This is a genomic window from Pigmentiphaga daeguensis, from assembly GCF_039523035.1.
GTDB lineage: Bacteria > Pseudomonadota > Gammaproteobacteria > Burkholderiales > Burkholderiaceae_B > Pigmentiphaga > Pigmentiphaga daeguensis.
Genome location: NZ_BAAAEN010000025.1, coordinates 1 through 13,680 on the forward strand (window position 1 = coordinate 1; position 13,680 = coordinate 13,680).

The following is a 13,680-nucleotide window of genomic DNA, read 5'->3' on the forward strand; positions in this document are numbered from 1 at the left end:
TGCAGAACATCTACATCCGCAAGGTCGAACGCCGCGGCAACCACTTGTACAACGTCGAGTTCTCGCATCTCGACGCGGTCAAGGACCCCGGCAAGGCCAAGTAAACGCAGCACGCGCCCGGTCCGCCCGCTTCGGCGGGCCGGCATAAGTTTTTTAGACCGGTGAAAAAGCATACGCGGCTGGATCGGCCGCGGCCGGGCGCGGACAATGGCAACACCGCCCAGAAGGACCCTGCATGAAGCCGTCTTGCCGGTCTGCCATGGTCCCTGCGGCGGAGCGATCTGCAGGAGATCATGGACTGTCCTAACCGCATTCCGCGGCCCGCCTTCGTCCGGGCCGCCATCTTCCCCCCGCACGTCACCTGGAAGCACACATGGGCATCGTAATCTTCGACGGCCTGGCCTACGGCATGTTGCTGTTCCTGATCGGAGTCGGCCTGTCGATCACCATGGGGTTGATGAACTTCGTCAACCTCGCCCATGGAGCCTTCGCCATGGTGGGCGGCTACGTGGCCGCGCTGGCCATGAGCCGCCTGCAGGTACCGTTCGTCGCCAGCCTGGCACTGGCCTTCATCAGCGCGGCCGTGGTGGGCGCGCTGCTGGAGTTCGTCTTCTTCCGCCGGCTGTACCGCGCGCATCCGCTGGACCACGTGCTGCTGTCCATCGGCATCGTGTTCGTGTTCGTGGCGGGCGGCACCTACCTGTTCGGTCCCACCATGCAGCCCTTCACCGCGCCCGAATGGCTGCGCGGCCAGATCTCGCTGCTGGGCATGGACGTGGGCGCCTACCGGCTGTTCCTGATCGTCGTGGGTTTTGCCGTGCTGGCGGCGCTGCTGCTGCTCATCAACAAGACGCGCTACGGCGCCATGGTGCGCGCGGCGGTGGACAACCAGCGCGTGGCCGCGGGCCTGGGCGTGCGGGTGGACCGACTGTTCTTCCTGACCTTCTCGTTCGGCTGCGGCCTGGCGGGGCTGGGCGGCGCGCTGGGCCTGGGCATGCTGGGGCTGGATCCGTCCTTCCCGCTGAAATACATGATCTATTTCCTGATCGTGGTCTGCGTGGGCGGGGCTGGCACCATCGTCGGTCCCTTCGTCGCAGCCGTGCTGGTGGGCATCGTCGACGTGGGCGGCAAATACTACATGCCCGAACTCGGCGCCTTCCTGATCTACGTGTTCATGGTGGTCGTATTACTCGTACGCCCCCACGGCCTGATCCCCAAGAAGGGGCTCGTATGACCAAACTCAATCTGAATCCGCGCCAGATCGTGGCGCTGGAAGTGGTGTTCTGGCTGGCGCTGGCCTCGACCTACTTTCTCTTGCCCGAGAAGCTGGTCCTGATCACGCAGATCATGATCACCGGCCTGTTCGCGATCGCGCTGGACATCGCCCTGGGCTACGCCGGCATCCTGACGGTGGGCCATGCGGCGTTCTTCGGCATCGGCGCGTACCTGGCGGGCCTGCTGGCCAAGTACGGCTGGGGCGAACCGTTCTCCGGGCTGCTGCTGGCGCTGGCGGTGTGCGCGATGCTGGGCTATCTGCTCAGCTACCTGATCGTGCGCGGCAGCGACCTGACGCGGCTGATGATCACCATAGGCGTGTGCGTGCTGTTCTTCGAGCTGGCCAACCGCCTGACCCCCATCACCGGCGGCGCCGACGGCCTGCAGGGCGTGAACATGTGGCCGGTGCTGGGCCAGTTCCGCTTCGACCTCTGGGGCAAGACGGCCTTCATCTACACCTTCTGCATCGTGCTGCTGATGTTCCTGGCGGTGCGCCTGATGCTCAAATCGCCCTTCGGGCTGGTGCTGCGGGGCATCCACGACAACCGGCGGCGCATGCTGGCCATCGGCTCGCCGGTGGATTCGCGCCTGCGCCTGGCCTATTGCTTCTCGGCCGCCATCGCCGGCGTGGCCGGCGCGCTGTTGGCGCAGACCACGCAGTTCGTCGGGCTGGAGATGCTCAGCTTCAACCGCTCGGCCGAAATCCTCATCATCCTCATCCTGGGCGGCACCGGGCGTCTGTACGGCGGCCTGATCGGCGCCCTGCTGTACATGACCGTGCATGATTTCTTCTCCGACTTCGATCCGAAGTTCTGGATGTTCTGGCTGGGCATCTTCCTGATCCTGGTGGTCATGATCGGCCGTGGCGGCGTGCTGGGCGTGCTGTCCAAGGCCTTCAAGGTAAGGGAGCAACGCCCATGACGACCGCGACCCTCGCGACGCCCGCGCTGCGCACCCGGAACCTGACCAAGCGCTTCGGCGGCTTCACCGCCGTCAACGGCGTGACGCTGGACATCGCGCCCGGCTCGCGCCAGGCGCTGATCGGACCGAACGGCGCCGGCAAGACCACGCTGATCAACCTGTTGACCGGCATCCTGCGTCCGACCGAAGGGCGCATCAGCCTGGACGATGACGACATCACCCACCTGCCGGCGGACAAGCGTGTGCACCGCGGGCTGGTGCGCACCTTCCAGATCAACACGCTGTTCCCGCGCCTGACGCCGCTGCAGGCGGCCTCGCTGGCCATCTCCGAGCGCGAGGCGCTGGGCAAGGTCTGGTGGCGCACGCTGCGCAGCTGCTCGTGGGTGGCCGACGAAGCGCACGCGCTGCTCAAGCAGTTCAACCTGGCCCAGTACGCCCACGTCGACACCGCCGAGCTGCCCTACGGCAAGCAGCGCCTGCTGGAGATCGTGCTGGCGCTGGCCGCCCAGCCTCGCATCCTGCTGCTGGACGAGCCGGCCGCCGGCGTGCCCGAGGACGAAAGCGGCGAGTTGTTCGAGGTGATCGCCGGGCTGCCCAGGGAAATGACGGTGCTCTTCATCGAGCACGACATGGACCTGGTATTCCGCTTCGCCCAGCGCATCTCGGTGCTGGTGGCGGGCGCCGTCCTGGTGGAAGGCACGCCCGCGGAAATCGCCGCCGACCCGCAGGTGCGGGCGGCCTACCTGGGGAATTCGCGTGTCTGATTTCCTGCAAATCGAAAACCTCACGGCCGGCTACAACGACGCGGTCGTGCTCAGCGACCTGTCGGTCGCGATCGAACGCGGCCAGAGCCTGGCCATCCTCGGGCGCAACGGCGTGGGCAAGACCACGCTGCTCGAGACGCTGATGGGCAACACCACGGTCAAGCGCGGCCGCATACGGTGGCTGGGCGAGGACATCACCCGCCTGCGCCCGGCCGACCGCGCGCGCCGGGGCATAGGCTGGGTGCCGCAGGAGCGCGAGGTGTTCCCGTCGCTGACTGTGCGCGAGAACCTGGAAGTCATCGCGCGCGGCACGCACTGGACGCTCGAGCGCGTGTACGGGCTCTTTCCGCGCCTGCGCGAGCGCGCCGGCAACTACGGCGGGCAGCTCTCGGGCGGCGAACAGCAGATGCTGGCCATCGGCCGCGCGCTGATGACCAACCCGCAGTTGCTGCTGCTGGACGAGCCCATGGAGGGCCTGGCTCCCATCATCGTCGAGGAGCTGTCCGAGGCGGTGCGCCGCATGTGCGCCGACGAAGGCCTGACCGCCATCATCGTCGAGCAGCATCCGGTCCTTGCGCTGTCCATGTCGCAACACGCCATCGTGCTCGAGCGCGGGGTGGTGGCCTATGCCGGCGGCAGCGCCGAGCTGGCCGCCGACACGCAACTGCTGGACCAACTGCTGGGTGTCGGCAAGCGCGCCGCGGTTTCCTGATTCGAATCTCCGGCGCAGTCGGTGCCGGCTCTCACGGCAAGGAGTCGTCTGATCATGAAAGGTAGACAAGCGGGATTGCGCTGCGGGCTGGCCGCGGGCGCGTTGATGGCGGCCGCCTGCGCGCAGGCGCAGGGCGTCGTGAAGGTGGGCTTCATCGGCGAAATGTCGGGTCCGTTCGCCGAGTTCGGAAAGCAGATGGAAACGGGCGTGCAGCTCTACCTGAAAGAGCATGGCGACACCGTGGCCGGCAAGAAGGTCGTGGTCATCGTCAAGGACGTGGGCGGCCCCAACCCCGAGCTGGCCAAGCGCCACGCGCAGGAACTGGTGGTGCGCGACAAGGTGGACTTCATCGCCGGCTTCGCGTTCTCGCCCAACGCGCTGGCGGTGGCGCCGCTGGCCACCGAGGCCAAGAAACCCATGGTCATCATGAACGCCGCCTCGGGCAGCCTGCCGTCCACCTCGCCCTACATCGTGCGTACCTCGTTCTCGCTGCCCGCCATCGTGCCGCCCATCTCGCAATGGATGATCAAGCAGGGCTACAAGACGACGTACTCGATGGTGGCCGACTACTCGCCCGGCCACGAGGTCGAGGCGGCCTTCATGGATTCGTACAAGAAGGCCGGCGGCACGGTGGTGGGTTCGGTGCGCACGCCGCTCAGCACCATGGACTTCTCGGCCTACATGCAGAAGATCAAGGACCTGAAGCCCTCCGCGGTCTTCGCCTTCGTGAACGGGGCCGACGTGGCGCAATCCTTCATGCGCGAGTACCGCGCCCGCAACCTGGCCGAGGGCGGCATCGCCATGGTCGGCACGGGCGACATCACCGACGAACCCACCATCGATTCAATGGGCGACACGCCGCTGGGCGTGGTCACCGGCTATCCGTACTCCATGGACCACGACTCGCCGCTGAACAAGAAGTTCGTGCAGGCCTTCAAGGCCGCGCGCGGGCAGCAGGCCCGCCCCAACATCATGGCGGTGGCCGGCTACGACGGCATGGCGCTGATCTACGAGGCCCTGCGCAAGACCCAGGGCAAGACCGACGGCGACGCGCTGATCGCCGCGATGAAGGGCGTGAAGCTGGAAAGCCCGCGCGGCCCGATCGAGATCGACGCGGCCACGCGCGACATCAAGCAGCGCGTCTACATGCGCAAGGTGCAAAGGGTCGACGGCCGGCTGGCCAACGTCGAATTCGAGACCATCGAACCCCGATAGGAGGCTCGCCCATGTCCGCAGCGGACTCCGCCTGGCTGTCGAAGACGGCGGCCGAACTGCACGAGGCCTATCGCGCCCGCGCGCTGTCGCCGCTCGACCTGGCCACGGCGCTGATGGACGCGGTGGCCGACGATGCGCGGGAGCTGAACGCCTTCTGCCTACTGGACCGCGACGCCGCGCTGCAAGCCGCCGAGGCCTCCGCCCGGCGCTGGCGTAGCGGCACGCCCATCGGCCCGCTGGACGGCGTGCCCGTGTCGATCAAGGACCTGGTCGACGTGGCCGGCTGGCCCACGCGGCGCGGCTCGGCCATCACGGCCGGCGCGCCGCCCGCCGCCGCGGACGCGCCCAGCGTGGCGCTGCTGCGCCAGGGCGGAGCGGTGCTGTTCGGCAAGACCACCACCACCGAGTTCGGCTGGCTGGCCGACTCCGAGTCGCCCTATACGGGCATCACGCGCAACCCGCTGGCGCCGGACCGCAGCGCCGGCGGCTCGAGCATGGGCGCGGCGGCGCACGTGGCCAAGGGCTGGGGGCCGCTGGCGCTGGGCAGCGACGCCGGGGGCTCGATCCGCATCCCCGCCTCGTACTGCGGACTGGTCGGGCTCAAGCCCACCTTCGGCGCCATTCCGTCGGGGCCGCGCCTGAGCGCCTTCGCCGAGTACGCGCACCTGGGCCCCATCGCCCGCACGGTGGCCGATTGCCGGCTGGCGCTGCAGGTCATGGGCCGGCCGCACCCGCTGGACCCCCATTCGCTGTATGCGCGCGCGCAAGAGCTGCCGCCGCGCCGGCCCGCCATCGGCTACCTGACCGACGCCGGCCCCGATACGGGGCTGGATCCCCGGGTCGAATCAGCCGTCGAGGAACTGGCGCAGCGGCTGGGCCGCAGGGGCCATTCCGTCGTGCGCCTGCGCATGGACTGGATGTCGCTGGCCGAGAACGCCTGGGCCCTGTGGGAGAACCGTCTCTACGAGTCCTTCGTCGATGCCGCCCCTGGCCAGCGTGCCCAGCTCGACCCGCGCCTGCAACAGCTGTGCGAACGCGGCGCCGCGCACGGCGCCGAACGCCTGGCCCGGGCGCGGACGCAGTTGCGCGATGTGGCGACCCAGCTCACGCTGACCTTCGCCGACGTCGACCTGCTGCTGACCCCCGCCAGCCCGGCCGGCGCGCCGCGGGTGGGCGCGCTGTGCGCCGACGATCATCCGCTGCGCGACCACATCCGCCAGACCTTCAACTGGCAACTGGCGAACCCCTATACCTTCCCGTTCAACCTAAGCCAGCAGCCGGCCCTGTCCATGCCGCTGACCACCGACGCCGGCGGCCTGCCCGTCGGCTTGCAGATCGTCGGCCGCAAGTATCGCGACGACGATGTGCTCGACTTCGCGCAAATGCTGGAGTCCACTCATCTTTTCCAGGAGTCCGAACATGCCTAAGATAATCGTGCAGTCCGCGCAGGCCCCCGTCACCGGGTTCACCGACAAGAGCACCCCCTCGCCGCTGGCCCAGGGCATCCGGGCGGGCGACTTCCTCTACGTCTCGGGCCAGGGCCCGCTGGACCCGGTTACCAAGGAAGTCGTGTCCGACGACATCCGCGAGCAGACGCGGCGCACCTTGCAGAACCTGATGGCGGTGCTGGAGGCGGGCGGCGCCACCGCGGCCAACATCGTCAACATGCGGGTATGCCTGCGCGACGTGGCGGATTTCCCCGCGTTCAACGAGGAATTCCGCGCGTTCATGGGCGGCGAGAAGGTCACCCGCACCTGCATAGGCGGCACGCCGCACCGCCCGGGCGTACGCGTCGAGATCGACTGCGTCGCCTACTTCGGCTGAGGAGGTCCTATGTTCAAGATGCCCATCGTCGACCTGATGAAGCAGGGCGACGAGCTGGCCGCCAGCGGCAAGCGGGTGGCCGTGCTCTGGCAGGAACCCGAGTCCCTCGTGTTCCTGGCCCGCGGACGCGAGTACCGCAGCGAGTTCCACATCAACCCCAGCGACGAGATGATGTACATGGTCAAGGGGCAGATGAACCTGCACTACCGCACGCCCGACGGCAAGGAAGAGATCGCCGTGCTGCCGCAGGGATCGGTCATCTACACGCCGGCGGGCATCCCGCACTCGCCGCGCTTCCCGCCCGACGCCTACCTGCTGGTGCAGGAACGCAAGCGCAAGCCGGAGGAGATCGACCGCTTCCAGTGGTTCTGCCCCAGTTGCGACACGCTGCTGCACGAGGAATCCTGCCACGTCGCGGACTACAAGGCCGACCCCGTGTCCAAGGCCTACCAGCGCTTCTTCGACAGCGAGGAATTCCGCACCTGCAAGTCCTGCGGGACGGTGATGCCCAAGCCCTGAGCCGGACTTTTTTATTGCCCCCCTGGGGTGCAGCGCCGCCGCGATGCGGCAAGCGTGGGGGCTTTTTCCACCGTCAGTCGGGCTTGACCCCCGCCGCCTTGATGATGTCGCGCCAGCGCGCGGTCTCGGCGGCGATGAAATCGCCGAACGCGCGCCCGGTCAGGGCCTTGCCTTCGCCGCCTATCCCGGCCATGCGCTCCTTGAACTCGGGCATCCGGGTCACCGCTTCCAGCTCGCGCTCCAGCCTGGCCACCGCCTCCGGCGGTGTGCCGGCGCGGGCCAGCACGCCGAACCAGCCGCCGGCGACGAAATCGGGCACGCCGGCCTCGGCCATGGTCGGCACTTCGGGCAGCATGGGCGAGCGCTCGGCGCTGGTCACCGCCAGCGCGCGCAGGGATCCGTCCTTGATCCGCGGCGCGACCGCCGCCACGGCCGAGGGCATCATCTCGATCTGCCCACCCAGGAGATCGGTCACCGCCGGACTGCCGCCCTTGTAGGGCACGTGCGCCGAGGTCGCGGATCTCCTTGACCGCGCGTCCCGCCGACCGGTAGGGGAAGTCGCTGCCCATCAGGATCTGCGTGGCCGGCACCAGCTGGCGCAGCGCCGCCATCGCGGGCGGATTCAGGATGGCGGCCGTGTCGTAGTGCAGGCGCCGGAATTCGTCCATGGCGCGGGTCGGCCAGCGCGGCGCGGTGGGCGAGCCCGCGAACAGCGCGTCGATGCGGCTGGCGAAGCTGGGCAGCGACCCGCCGCCGTGCGACAGGATGAAGCGGATGTCCGGGCAGCGCGACAGCACACCGTTGATGTAGAGGCTGGCCGCGCAGCGTGTCGTGTCGGTCGGGTACTCCAGCGACACCTTGGTCTCGGGCACCAGGTTGCCGCAGCAGTTGGCGGCCGTGGGGTGGAAGTAGACCGTGGCCTTGCGCCGGTTCAATTCCTCGAACACCGGGAAGAACGCCGGATCGCCGGCCCAGCGGTCGCCGTAGCTGGTCAGCAGGCCCACGCCGTTGAGCTTGAGCTCGTCCAGCGCATGGGCGATCTCGCGCAGGCTGCCCTCCACGTCGGGCAGCGGCACGGCCGCGAACATGCCGAACCGGCCGGGATGATCGGCGATCATCTTCGCGCCGTATTCGTTGCACTCGCGCGCCAGGCGCCGGCCCTGCGCTGCGTCGCCGAAGAACACGCCCGGCGTGGAAATCGACACGATGGCCGTGGCCACGCCCTGCCTGTCCATGTCGTCCAGCGACTTGCGCGGCGACCACTTGTCGAACATGTCGGCGGGCGCGCCGGGCGACGAATCGACCACGCCGTCGCGCGCGGCCGCCAGGTAGGCGGGCGGAAAGATGTGATGGTGCGTATCGATGCGATGAGGGGCGGCGCCCTGCGCACCGGCGCGGCCCGACAACGCCAGGCATCCGGCGCACAGCGAGGCGTAGCCCGCCAGTCCCTTCAGCGCGCGCCGGCGGCCCGGCTGCGCGAGCGTCGGCGCGGCGATTGCATGGTGGTCGGTCGGCATTGCCCGGTTCCTCGTTCGGTCATCGACGGGCGCATCTTATGCCGCGGCTCCACGCGTGTCGCATTGCAAATAATCATGGATCTATGAGCAAAAACGGGGGCGGAAAAACGCGGGCGCGAGCGCGTCCGGGCGTCGCGGACGAACGACGGCGACGCGTGGCGACAAGGGGGAAATCAGCCGCGGAACTTCAGGCCCTGGCGAATCTGCGCGGCCAGTTCGGCCAGCCGGGGGCCGACGTGTTCCACCAGGCGCTGGCGATCGACCACATAGGAAGAACCGCCCAGGATCAGGGCCATGGGCGGGTTGCCGTCGTTCAGTTCCAGCGGCACGCCCACGGCGTTGATTTCCTTTTCCCAGTCGCCCAGGGACAGCGTGAAACCACGCGCCTGGTAATCCTTCAGCCCTTCCTGGATGCCCTTCAGGATCCTGGGCCACTGCGCGCCGTAACGGACCTTCTCGGCGGCGAACAGCTTGTCGCGCTCGCCGCGGTCCATGACCGCGATCAAAGCGCGGCCCATGGCGGTCGTCACCAGGGGAGTGCGCGATCCCGATTGCACGCTCATGATCAGCGCGCCGGAACCGCGCGTATGTTCCAGGTACACCGCGTCGGCCTCGTCCCGGTAGCCCAGGGCGCAGCACAGGTTCAATTCTTCGGACACCCGCTCCATCAACGGCTTGGCGACCTGCCGGATGTAGGACCCGGCCATCGCCCAATACCCGAGCGCCAACGCCGACGTGCCCAGTTCGTAGCGGCCGGTCTGCGGCGAACAGGCCAGGTAGCCCAGGCGGGTCAGGGTATAGGTCAGGCGCGACACCGTGGGCTTGGTCAGGCCCGTGCGCTCGGCCAGCTCCTGGTTGCCCAGCGACGTGTCGCCCTGGGTGAAGGCCTTGAGGATGCTCAGCCCCCGGGCCAGCGCGGTCACGAATTGCCTGCCCGGATCCTCGTCGGCATCCGGCTCGGCAAATGGCACCGGGCTGATCGCCCTCGATTGGGAAGTTCCTCTCATCCGAGCTGCTCGCAAACTTCGTTGACACGCGCAAAAGTTGTTGGGTAGGATACCCCAAAAGTTTGCGAAACTTAGTTTCGCATTGCGAACCACCAGGGAGACTAGGCCGCCCACGGCCTGGAATGCATAACCGTCCCGCGGGCAGGGGAGCCGCGGGCTTCGTCACGACAATGAAGGGTCGAGCATGAATGTCAAAGCTGTCTTGAAGGCCGCCATCGGGACCATCGCGCTGGCAACCAGCCTGGGCGCCCACGCCGAATGGCCGGAACGCCCCATCACCCTAGTCGTGCCGTGGCCGCCGGGCGGCGGCGTGGATGCGGCCGCGCGCGTGGCCGGTCCCATGCTGGCCAAGCAGCTCGGCCAGCAGGTCGTCGTGGTCAACCGGCCCGGCGCCACCGGCAGCATAGGCGCGGAGTCCGTCGCCAAGGCCGAGCCCGACGGCTACACCTTGCTGTGGAGCTCCCTGACCAGCCATGCGATCTACGCCTCGCTGTACGAACGCTCCACGCCCTTCGACCTGGAGAAAAGCTTCACGCCGGTCTCGGTGTTCGGCAGCATTCCGTTCGTTATCGTGGTCAATCCCGGCGTCAAGGCGAACTCCGTCCAGGAACTCGTCGCGCTGGCCAAGGCCAGGCCGGGCGCGCTGACCTTCGCCTCCAGCGGCAATGGCTCGGTGCAGCATCTGGCCGGGGAAATGTTCAAGCGCGCGGCGGGCGTGGACCTGCTGCATGTCCCGTACAAGGGCATCGCGCCGTCGCTGCTCGACCTGGTGGGCGGCCAGGTGAACATGAGCATCGAAAGCCTGGCGGCCACGCTGCCCCACATCCGCAACCAGAAGCTGCGCGCGCTGGCCGTCGCCTCGCCCGAGCGCATCAGTCTCCTGCCCGACGTGCCGACCGCCGCCGAGGCCGGCCTCAAGGGCTACGACGTCAGCGCCAAGCTGTTCGCGCTGGCGCCCGCCGGCACGCCCGCGTCCGTCATCGACAAGCTCGACCGCGCCTTCAAGCAGGTCTTCTCCGACAAGGCGGTGCAGGAACCGCTGCTGGCCCAGTCCATCATCACGCGCTACGCGTCGCCGGCTGAATCGGCCAAGCTCATCCACGATGAACTGGCCACCTTCAAGACCGTCATCCGCGAAGCCAACATCCGCCCCGAGTGACCGCCAAGATCCGCTACCTTCCCGAGCAGACCGATCCGGCGCACCTGTACAAGCTGGTGGCCGGCCTGGTCGTGCCCCGGCCCATCGCGCCGCAGCTACACCCTGGTCCTGGGCGAGGCCGTCGCCATCCACGTGGATCCCGACGTGGTCGACCCGGAAGGCCGCATCGACATGGCCGCATTGCGCGGCGTGGGGCGGCTGGCCGGCCGCGAATACTGCCGGCTGGGCGATGCCTTCCGCCTGGAACACGATTCGTTCAACCGCTACGGACGGCGGCCATGACCGCGTCCCAAGCCCACCATGGAAACTTCATCGACATGAGCAAGCCGGTGTACCGCATCGGACAGATCGTCCCCAGCTCCAACACCACCATGGAGACCGAGGTGCCGGCCATGTTCCGCGCGCGCGAGACCGTGGCTCCGGAACGCTTCACCTTCCATTCCAGCCGGATGAGAATGATGAAGGTCAACAAGGAGGAACTGGCCGCCATGGACGCGCAGGCCGACCGCTGTGCGGCCGAGCTCAGCGACGCCGCCGTCGACGTCATCGGCTATGCCTGCCTGGTCGCCATCATGTCCATGGGCAAGGGCTACCATCGGGTTTCCGAAGAAAAGCTGACGCGCATCGCCGCTGCGGGCCATCCCGATACGCGGGTCGTGACCAGCGCCGGCGCGCTGCTCAACGGCATCCGGGCGATCGGTGCCCGCAAGGTGTCCGTCGTCACGCCCTACATGAAGCCGCTGACCCAGCTCGTGGTGGACTACATCGAATCCGAAGGCATCGAGGTGCTGGACGCGATCTCGCTGGAGATCGACGACAACCGCGCCGTCGGCAACCGCGACCCGCTGGCCCTGGTGGAAATCGCCGACAGGCTCGATGTCCGGGGCGCCGATGCCATCGTACTGTCGGCTTGCGTGCAGATGCCGTCGCTGGCCGCGATCCCGGAGGTCGAGGCTCGCCGCGGCCTGCCGGTCCTGTCGGCCGCGGTGGCCACGACCTACACCATGCTGCAGCGCCTGGACCTGCCCCGACATGTCCCGCGGGCCGGCGCGCTGCTCAACGGCTCCTATTAGGGCGAGAACGATGAACGACACCGCCGCGGCGGTCTATCGCAAACAGGGCCTGGGCGCCCGCAGCGGCTGGGGCCGGAAGCCGGCCCTGGTCGTGGTCGATTTCGTCAACGGTTTCAACGATCCCGACGTGCTGGGCGGCGGCAATATCCCGGACGCCATCGCGGCCACGGTCACGCTGCTGGCCGCCGCCCGGCGCGCGAAGCTGCCCGTGGCATTCACCCGCATCGTCTACGCCCCGGGCGCCGACAGCGTCTTCTGCATGAAGATACCGGCCCTGGCCTCGCTGCACGAGGAGAACCCGCAAAGCCACGTCGTCCCGCAGCTGGCAGTCCGGCCCGAGGATGCCGTCATCCGCAAGACCCAGCCGTCGGCCTTCTTCGGCACCGACCTGGCGGGATGGCTGATCCGGCGCGGCGTGGACACCGTGCTGGTGGCCGGCAGCACCACCAGCGGCTGCGTGCGCGCCACCGTGGTGGATGCGATGAGCTTCAACTTCCGCCCCGTGGTGGTGGCCGACTGCGTCGGCGACCGCGCGCTGGCCCCGCACGACGCCAGTCTCTTCGACATCGGCCAGAAGTACGGCGAGGTGCAATCCCTGGCCGAGGTGCTGGCCACGCTCGACACCCTGGAGGCCCCATGCCACTGAGTCCTTCGCAACTGACCCGCTGCTGGACGGAAGTCCTGGAGCTCTCGAAACTGGCCCCCGGCGAGAACGTGCTGATCCTGACCTCGCAGAACTCCGACCCGCGCGTGGTCGATGCCGCCGCCCGGGCGGCCGCCGCGCTGCAGGCGCGGGTGGTCAAGCTGGACATCGCGCCCAACTGGGATACCTGCGAAGTGGGCGCCGATCCCACCGTGGTCAGCGGCGCCTCGCCCATCGACGACGACCCCATGGCGCTGGCCGCGATGAAGGCGGCCGACCTGGTCATCGACACCGTATTCCTGCTGTTCACGCCGGGCCAGCGCGCGGTGCTGGAGTCCGGCACCCGCATGCTGCTGGCCTACGAACCCCCGGAAGTCCTCGCGCGCGTGATGCCGTCGCCGGACGACCGGCGCCGCGTGCTGGCCGCGCGCGACGCCTATGCGCGGGGACGCCGGATCACCGTCACCTCCGCGGCGGGCACGCGGCTGACGGCGTCCATCGGCGCCTATCCGATCACGGCGGAGTACGGCTACGTGGATAGCCCCGGCCGCTGGGACCACTGGCCCAGCGGCTTCGTCGCCCGCCTGCCCGACGACGGCACGGCCGAGGGCGTGGTCGTGCTGGCGCCCGGCGACATCATCCTGCCGTTCAAGAACTACGTGCAGTCACCCATCACCCTCGAGATCGAGCGCGGAACCATCGTGCGCATCTCGGGCGGGCTGGATGCCGAATTCCTGGACACCTACCTGCGCGGCTTCGACGATCCCGACGCCTACGCCGTATCGCACCTGGGCTGGGGCCTGCAGCCCAAGGCCCGCTGGACCTCGCTCGGGCTGTACGACAAGGCGGCCACCATCGGCATGGAAGCCCGGTCGTTCTACGGCAACTTCCTGTTTTCCACCGGCCCCGGCGGCAGCCGCCGCACCAAGGCGCACCTGGACATTCCCATGCGCAAATGCTCGTTCCACGTCGATGGCCAACCCATGGTCGTGGACGGCGACGTCGTGGCCCCCGACCAGCGCGTCGACGGCGCGCGGCCGCAGTAGCGTGC

Annotated in this window: 15 protein-coding genes and 1 pseudogene; 13 read left to right on the forward strand and 3 right to left on the reverse strand. The window is 68.5% G+C overall.

What is annotated here, in order from left to right:
- Positions 1–373 precede the first annotated feature (373 nt).
- Genes ABD104_RS24145 through ABD104_RS24180 form a run of 8 tightly spaced genes read left to right on the forward strand, consistent with a single transcriptional unit; the run spans position 374 to position 7,230 of the window.
- Positions 374–1,234 (forward strand): branched-chain amino acid ABC transporter permease, encoded by an 861-nt coding sequence (locus ABD104_RS24145; protein WP_087838901.1) that lies wholly within the window; start codon positions 374–376, stop codon positions 1,232–1,234.
- Complete coding sequence (locus ABD104_RS24150) at positions 1,231–2,196, forward strand: branched-chain amino acid ABC transporter permease (protein WP_343928358.1); 966 nt, start codon at positions 1,231–1,233, stop codon at positions 2,194–2,196. The genes ABD104_RS24145 and ABD104_RS24150 overlap by 4 nt, the downstream gene beginning before the upstream one ends.
- Positions 2,193–2,960 carry an ABC transporter ATP-binding protein gene (locus ABD104_RS24155; RefSeq protein WP_087838903.1) on the forward strand — a complete coding sequence of 256 codons (768 nt, stop codon included), beginning with the start codon at positions 2,193–2,195 and terminating at the stop codon, positions 2,958–2,960. Before ABD104_RS24150 ends, ABD104_RS24155 begins: the two co-directional genes overlap by 4 nt.
- Complete coding sequence (locus tag ABD104_RS24160; RefSeq protein WP_087838904.1) at positions 2,953–3,672, forward strand: ABC transporter ATP-binding protein; 720 nt, start codon at positions 2,953–2,955, stop codon at positions 3,670–3,672. The genes ABD104_RS24155 and ABD104_RS24160 overlap by 8 nt, the downstream gene beginning before the upstream one ends.
- 54 nt (positions 3,673–3,726) lie before the next feature.
- Positions 3,727–4,887 carry an ABC transporter substrate-binding protein gene (locus tag ABD104_RS24165; RefSeq protein WP_087838905.1) on the forward strand — a complete coding sequence of 387 codons (1,161 nt, stop codon included), beginning with the start codon at positions 3,727–3,729 and terminating at the stop codon, positions 4,885–4,887.
- Between the two features lie 11 nt (positions 4,888–4,898).
- Complete coding sequence (locus ABD104_RS24170) at positions 4,899–6,314, forward strand: amidase (RefSeq protein WP_132979698.1); 1,416 nt, start codon at positions 4,899–4,901, stop codon at positions 6,312–6,314.
- Positions 6,307–6,711 (forward strand): RidA family protein, encoded by a 405-nt coding sequence (locus ABD104_RS24175; protein ID WP_132979697.1) that lies wholly within the window; start codon positions 6,307–6,309, stop codon positions 6,709–6,711. The genes ABD104_RS24170 and ABD104_RS24175 overlap by 8 nt, the downstream gene beginning before the upstream one ends.
- A 9-nt stretch (positions 6,712–6,720) precedes the next feature.
- A complete protein-coding gene (locus tag ABD104_RS24180) occupies positions 6,721–7,230 on the forward strand; it encodes a 3-hydroxyanthranilate 3,4-dioxygenase (RefSeq protein WP_087838908.1) in 510 nt (169 codons plus the stop codon).
- Between the two features lie 73 nt (positions 7,231–7,303).
- Here ABD104_RS24180 and ABD104_RS24185 read toward each other — a convergent pair whose 3' ends face one another.
- The 3 genes and pseudogenes from ABD104_RS24185 to ABD104_RS24195 all read right to left on the reverse strand — a co-directional run bounded on the left by ABD104_RS24185 (position 7,304) and on the right by ABD104_RS24195 (position 9,754).
- Positions 7,304–7,732, reverse strand: a complete 429-nt coding sequence (locus ABD104_RS24185; RefSeq protein WP_087838909.1) for a Bug family tripartite tricarboxylate transporter substrate binding protein — start codon at positions 7,730–7,732, stop codon at positions 7,304–7,306.
- A 13-nt stretch (positions 7,733–7,745) separates the two neighbouring features.
- Positions 7,746–8,747 (reverse strand): annotated as a pseudogene (locus tag ABD104_RS24190) (amidohydrolase family protein); the annotation flags it as partial.
- A gap of 173 nt (positions 8,748–8,920) precedes the next feature.
- A complete protein-coding gene (locus ABD104_RS24195; protein WP_087838910.1) occupies positions 8,921–9,754 on the reverse strand; it encodes an IclR family transcriptional regulator in 834 nt (277 codons plus the stop codon).
- Positions 9,755–9,938: 184 nt separating this feature from the next.
- Here ABD104_RS24195 and ABD104_RS24200 point away from each other — a divergent pair, with 184 nt between their 5' ends.
- The 5 genes from ABD104_RS24200 to ABD104_RS24220 all read left to right on the forward strand — a co-directional run bounded on the left by ABD104_RS24200 (position 9,939) and on the right by ABD104_RS24220 (position 13,675).
- On the forward strand, positions 9,939–10,913 hold the full coding sequence (locus ABD104_RS24200; protein WP_087838911.1) for a Bug family tripartite tricarboxylate transporter substrate binding protein: 975 nt from the start codon (positions 9,939–9,941) through the stop codon (positions 10,911–10,913).
- A 132-nt stretch (positions 10,914–11,045) separates the two neighbouring features.
- Positions 11,046–11,195 carry a hypothetical protein gene (locus tag ABD104_RS24205; RefSeq protein WP_165963137.1) on the forward strand — a complete coding sequence of 50 codons (150 nt, stop codon included), beginning with the start codon at positions 11,046–11,048 and terminating at the stop codon, positions 11,193–11,195.
- A 35-nt stretch (positions 11,196–11,230) separates the two neighbouring features.
- Complete coding sequence (locus ABD104_RS24210) at positions 11,231–11,986, forward strand: maleate cis-trans isomerase family protein (protein WP_087839104.1); 756 nt, start codon at positions 11,231–11,233, stop codon at positions 11,984–11,986.
- Between the two features lie 10 nt (positions 11,987–11,996).
- Positions 11,997–12,632: an isochorismatase family protein gene (locus tag ABD104_RS24215; RefSeq protein ID WP_132979695.1), complete on the forward strand. Its 636-nt coding sequence runs from the start codon at positions 11,997–11,999 to the stop codon at positions 12,630–12,632.
- Complete coding sequence (locus ABD104_RS24220; RefSeq protein WP_087838913.1) at positions 12,623–13,675, forward strand: 2,5-dihydroxypyridine 5,6-dioxygenase NicX family protein; 1,053 nt, start codon at positions 12,623–12,625, stop codon at positions 13,673–13,675. Before ABD104_RS24215 ends, ABD104_RS24220 begins: the two co-directional genes overlap by 10 nt.
- Positions 13,676–13,680: the final 5 nt, after the last annotated feature.

Excerpts from the sequence above, each read along its gene's own strand:
- ABD104_RS24155 (WP_087838903.1), top strand. The coding sequence starts at position 2,193 with ATGACGACCGCGACCCTCGCGACGCCCGCGCTGCGCACCCGGAACCTG.
- ABD104_RS24215 (WP_132979695.1), top strand. The coding sequence starts at position 11,997 with ATGAACGACACCGCCGCGGCGGTCTATCGCAAACAGGGCCTGGGCGCC.
- ABD104_RS24195 (WP_087838910.1), bottom strand. The coding sequence starts at position 9,754 with ATGAGAGGAACTTCCCAATCGAGGGCGATCAGCCCGGTGCCATTTGCC.
- ABD104_RS24210 (WP_087839104.1), top strand. The coding sequence starts at position 11,231 with ATGAGCAAGCCGGTGTACCGCATCGGACAGATCGTCCCCAGCTCCAAC.
- ABD104_RS24145 (WP_087838901.1), top strand. The coding sequence starts at position 374 with ATGGGCATCGTAATCTTCGACGGCCTGGCCTACGGCATGTTGCTGTTC.
- ABD104_RS24200 (WP_087838911.1), top strand. The coding sequence starts at position 9,939 with ATGAATGTCAAAGCTGTCTTGAAGGCCGCCATCGGGACCATCGCGCTG.
- ABD104_RS24150 (WP_343928358.1), top strand. The coding sequence starts at position 1,231 with ATGACCAAACTCAATCTGAATCCGCGCCAGATCGTGGCGCTGGAAGTG.
- ABD104_RS24170 (WP_132979698.1), top strand. The coding sequence starts at position 4,899 with ATGTCCGCAGCGGACTCCGCCTGGCTGTCGAAGACGGCGGCCGAACTG.
- ABD104_RS24165 (WP_087838905.1), top strand. The coding sequence starts at position 3,727 with ATGAAAGGTAGACAAGCGGGATTGCGCTGCGGGCTGGCCGCGGGCGCG.
- ABD104_RS24180 (WP_087838908.1), top strand. The coding sequence starts at position 6,721 with ATGTTCAAGATGCCCATCGTCGACCTGATGAAGCAGGGCGACGAGCTG.
- ABD104_RS24220 (WP_087838913.1), top strand. The coding sequence starts at position 12,623 with ATGCCACTGAGTCCTTCGCAACTGACCCGCTGCTGGACGGAAGTCCTG.
- ABD104_RS24175 (WP_132979697.1), top strand. The coding sequence starts at position 6,307 with ATGCCTAAGATAATCGTGCAGTCCGCGCAGGCCCCCGTCACCGGGTTC.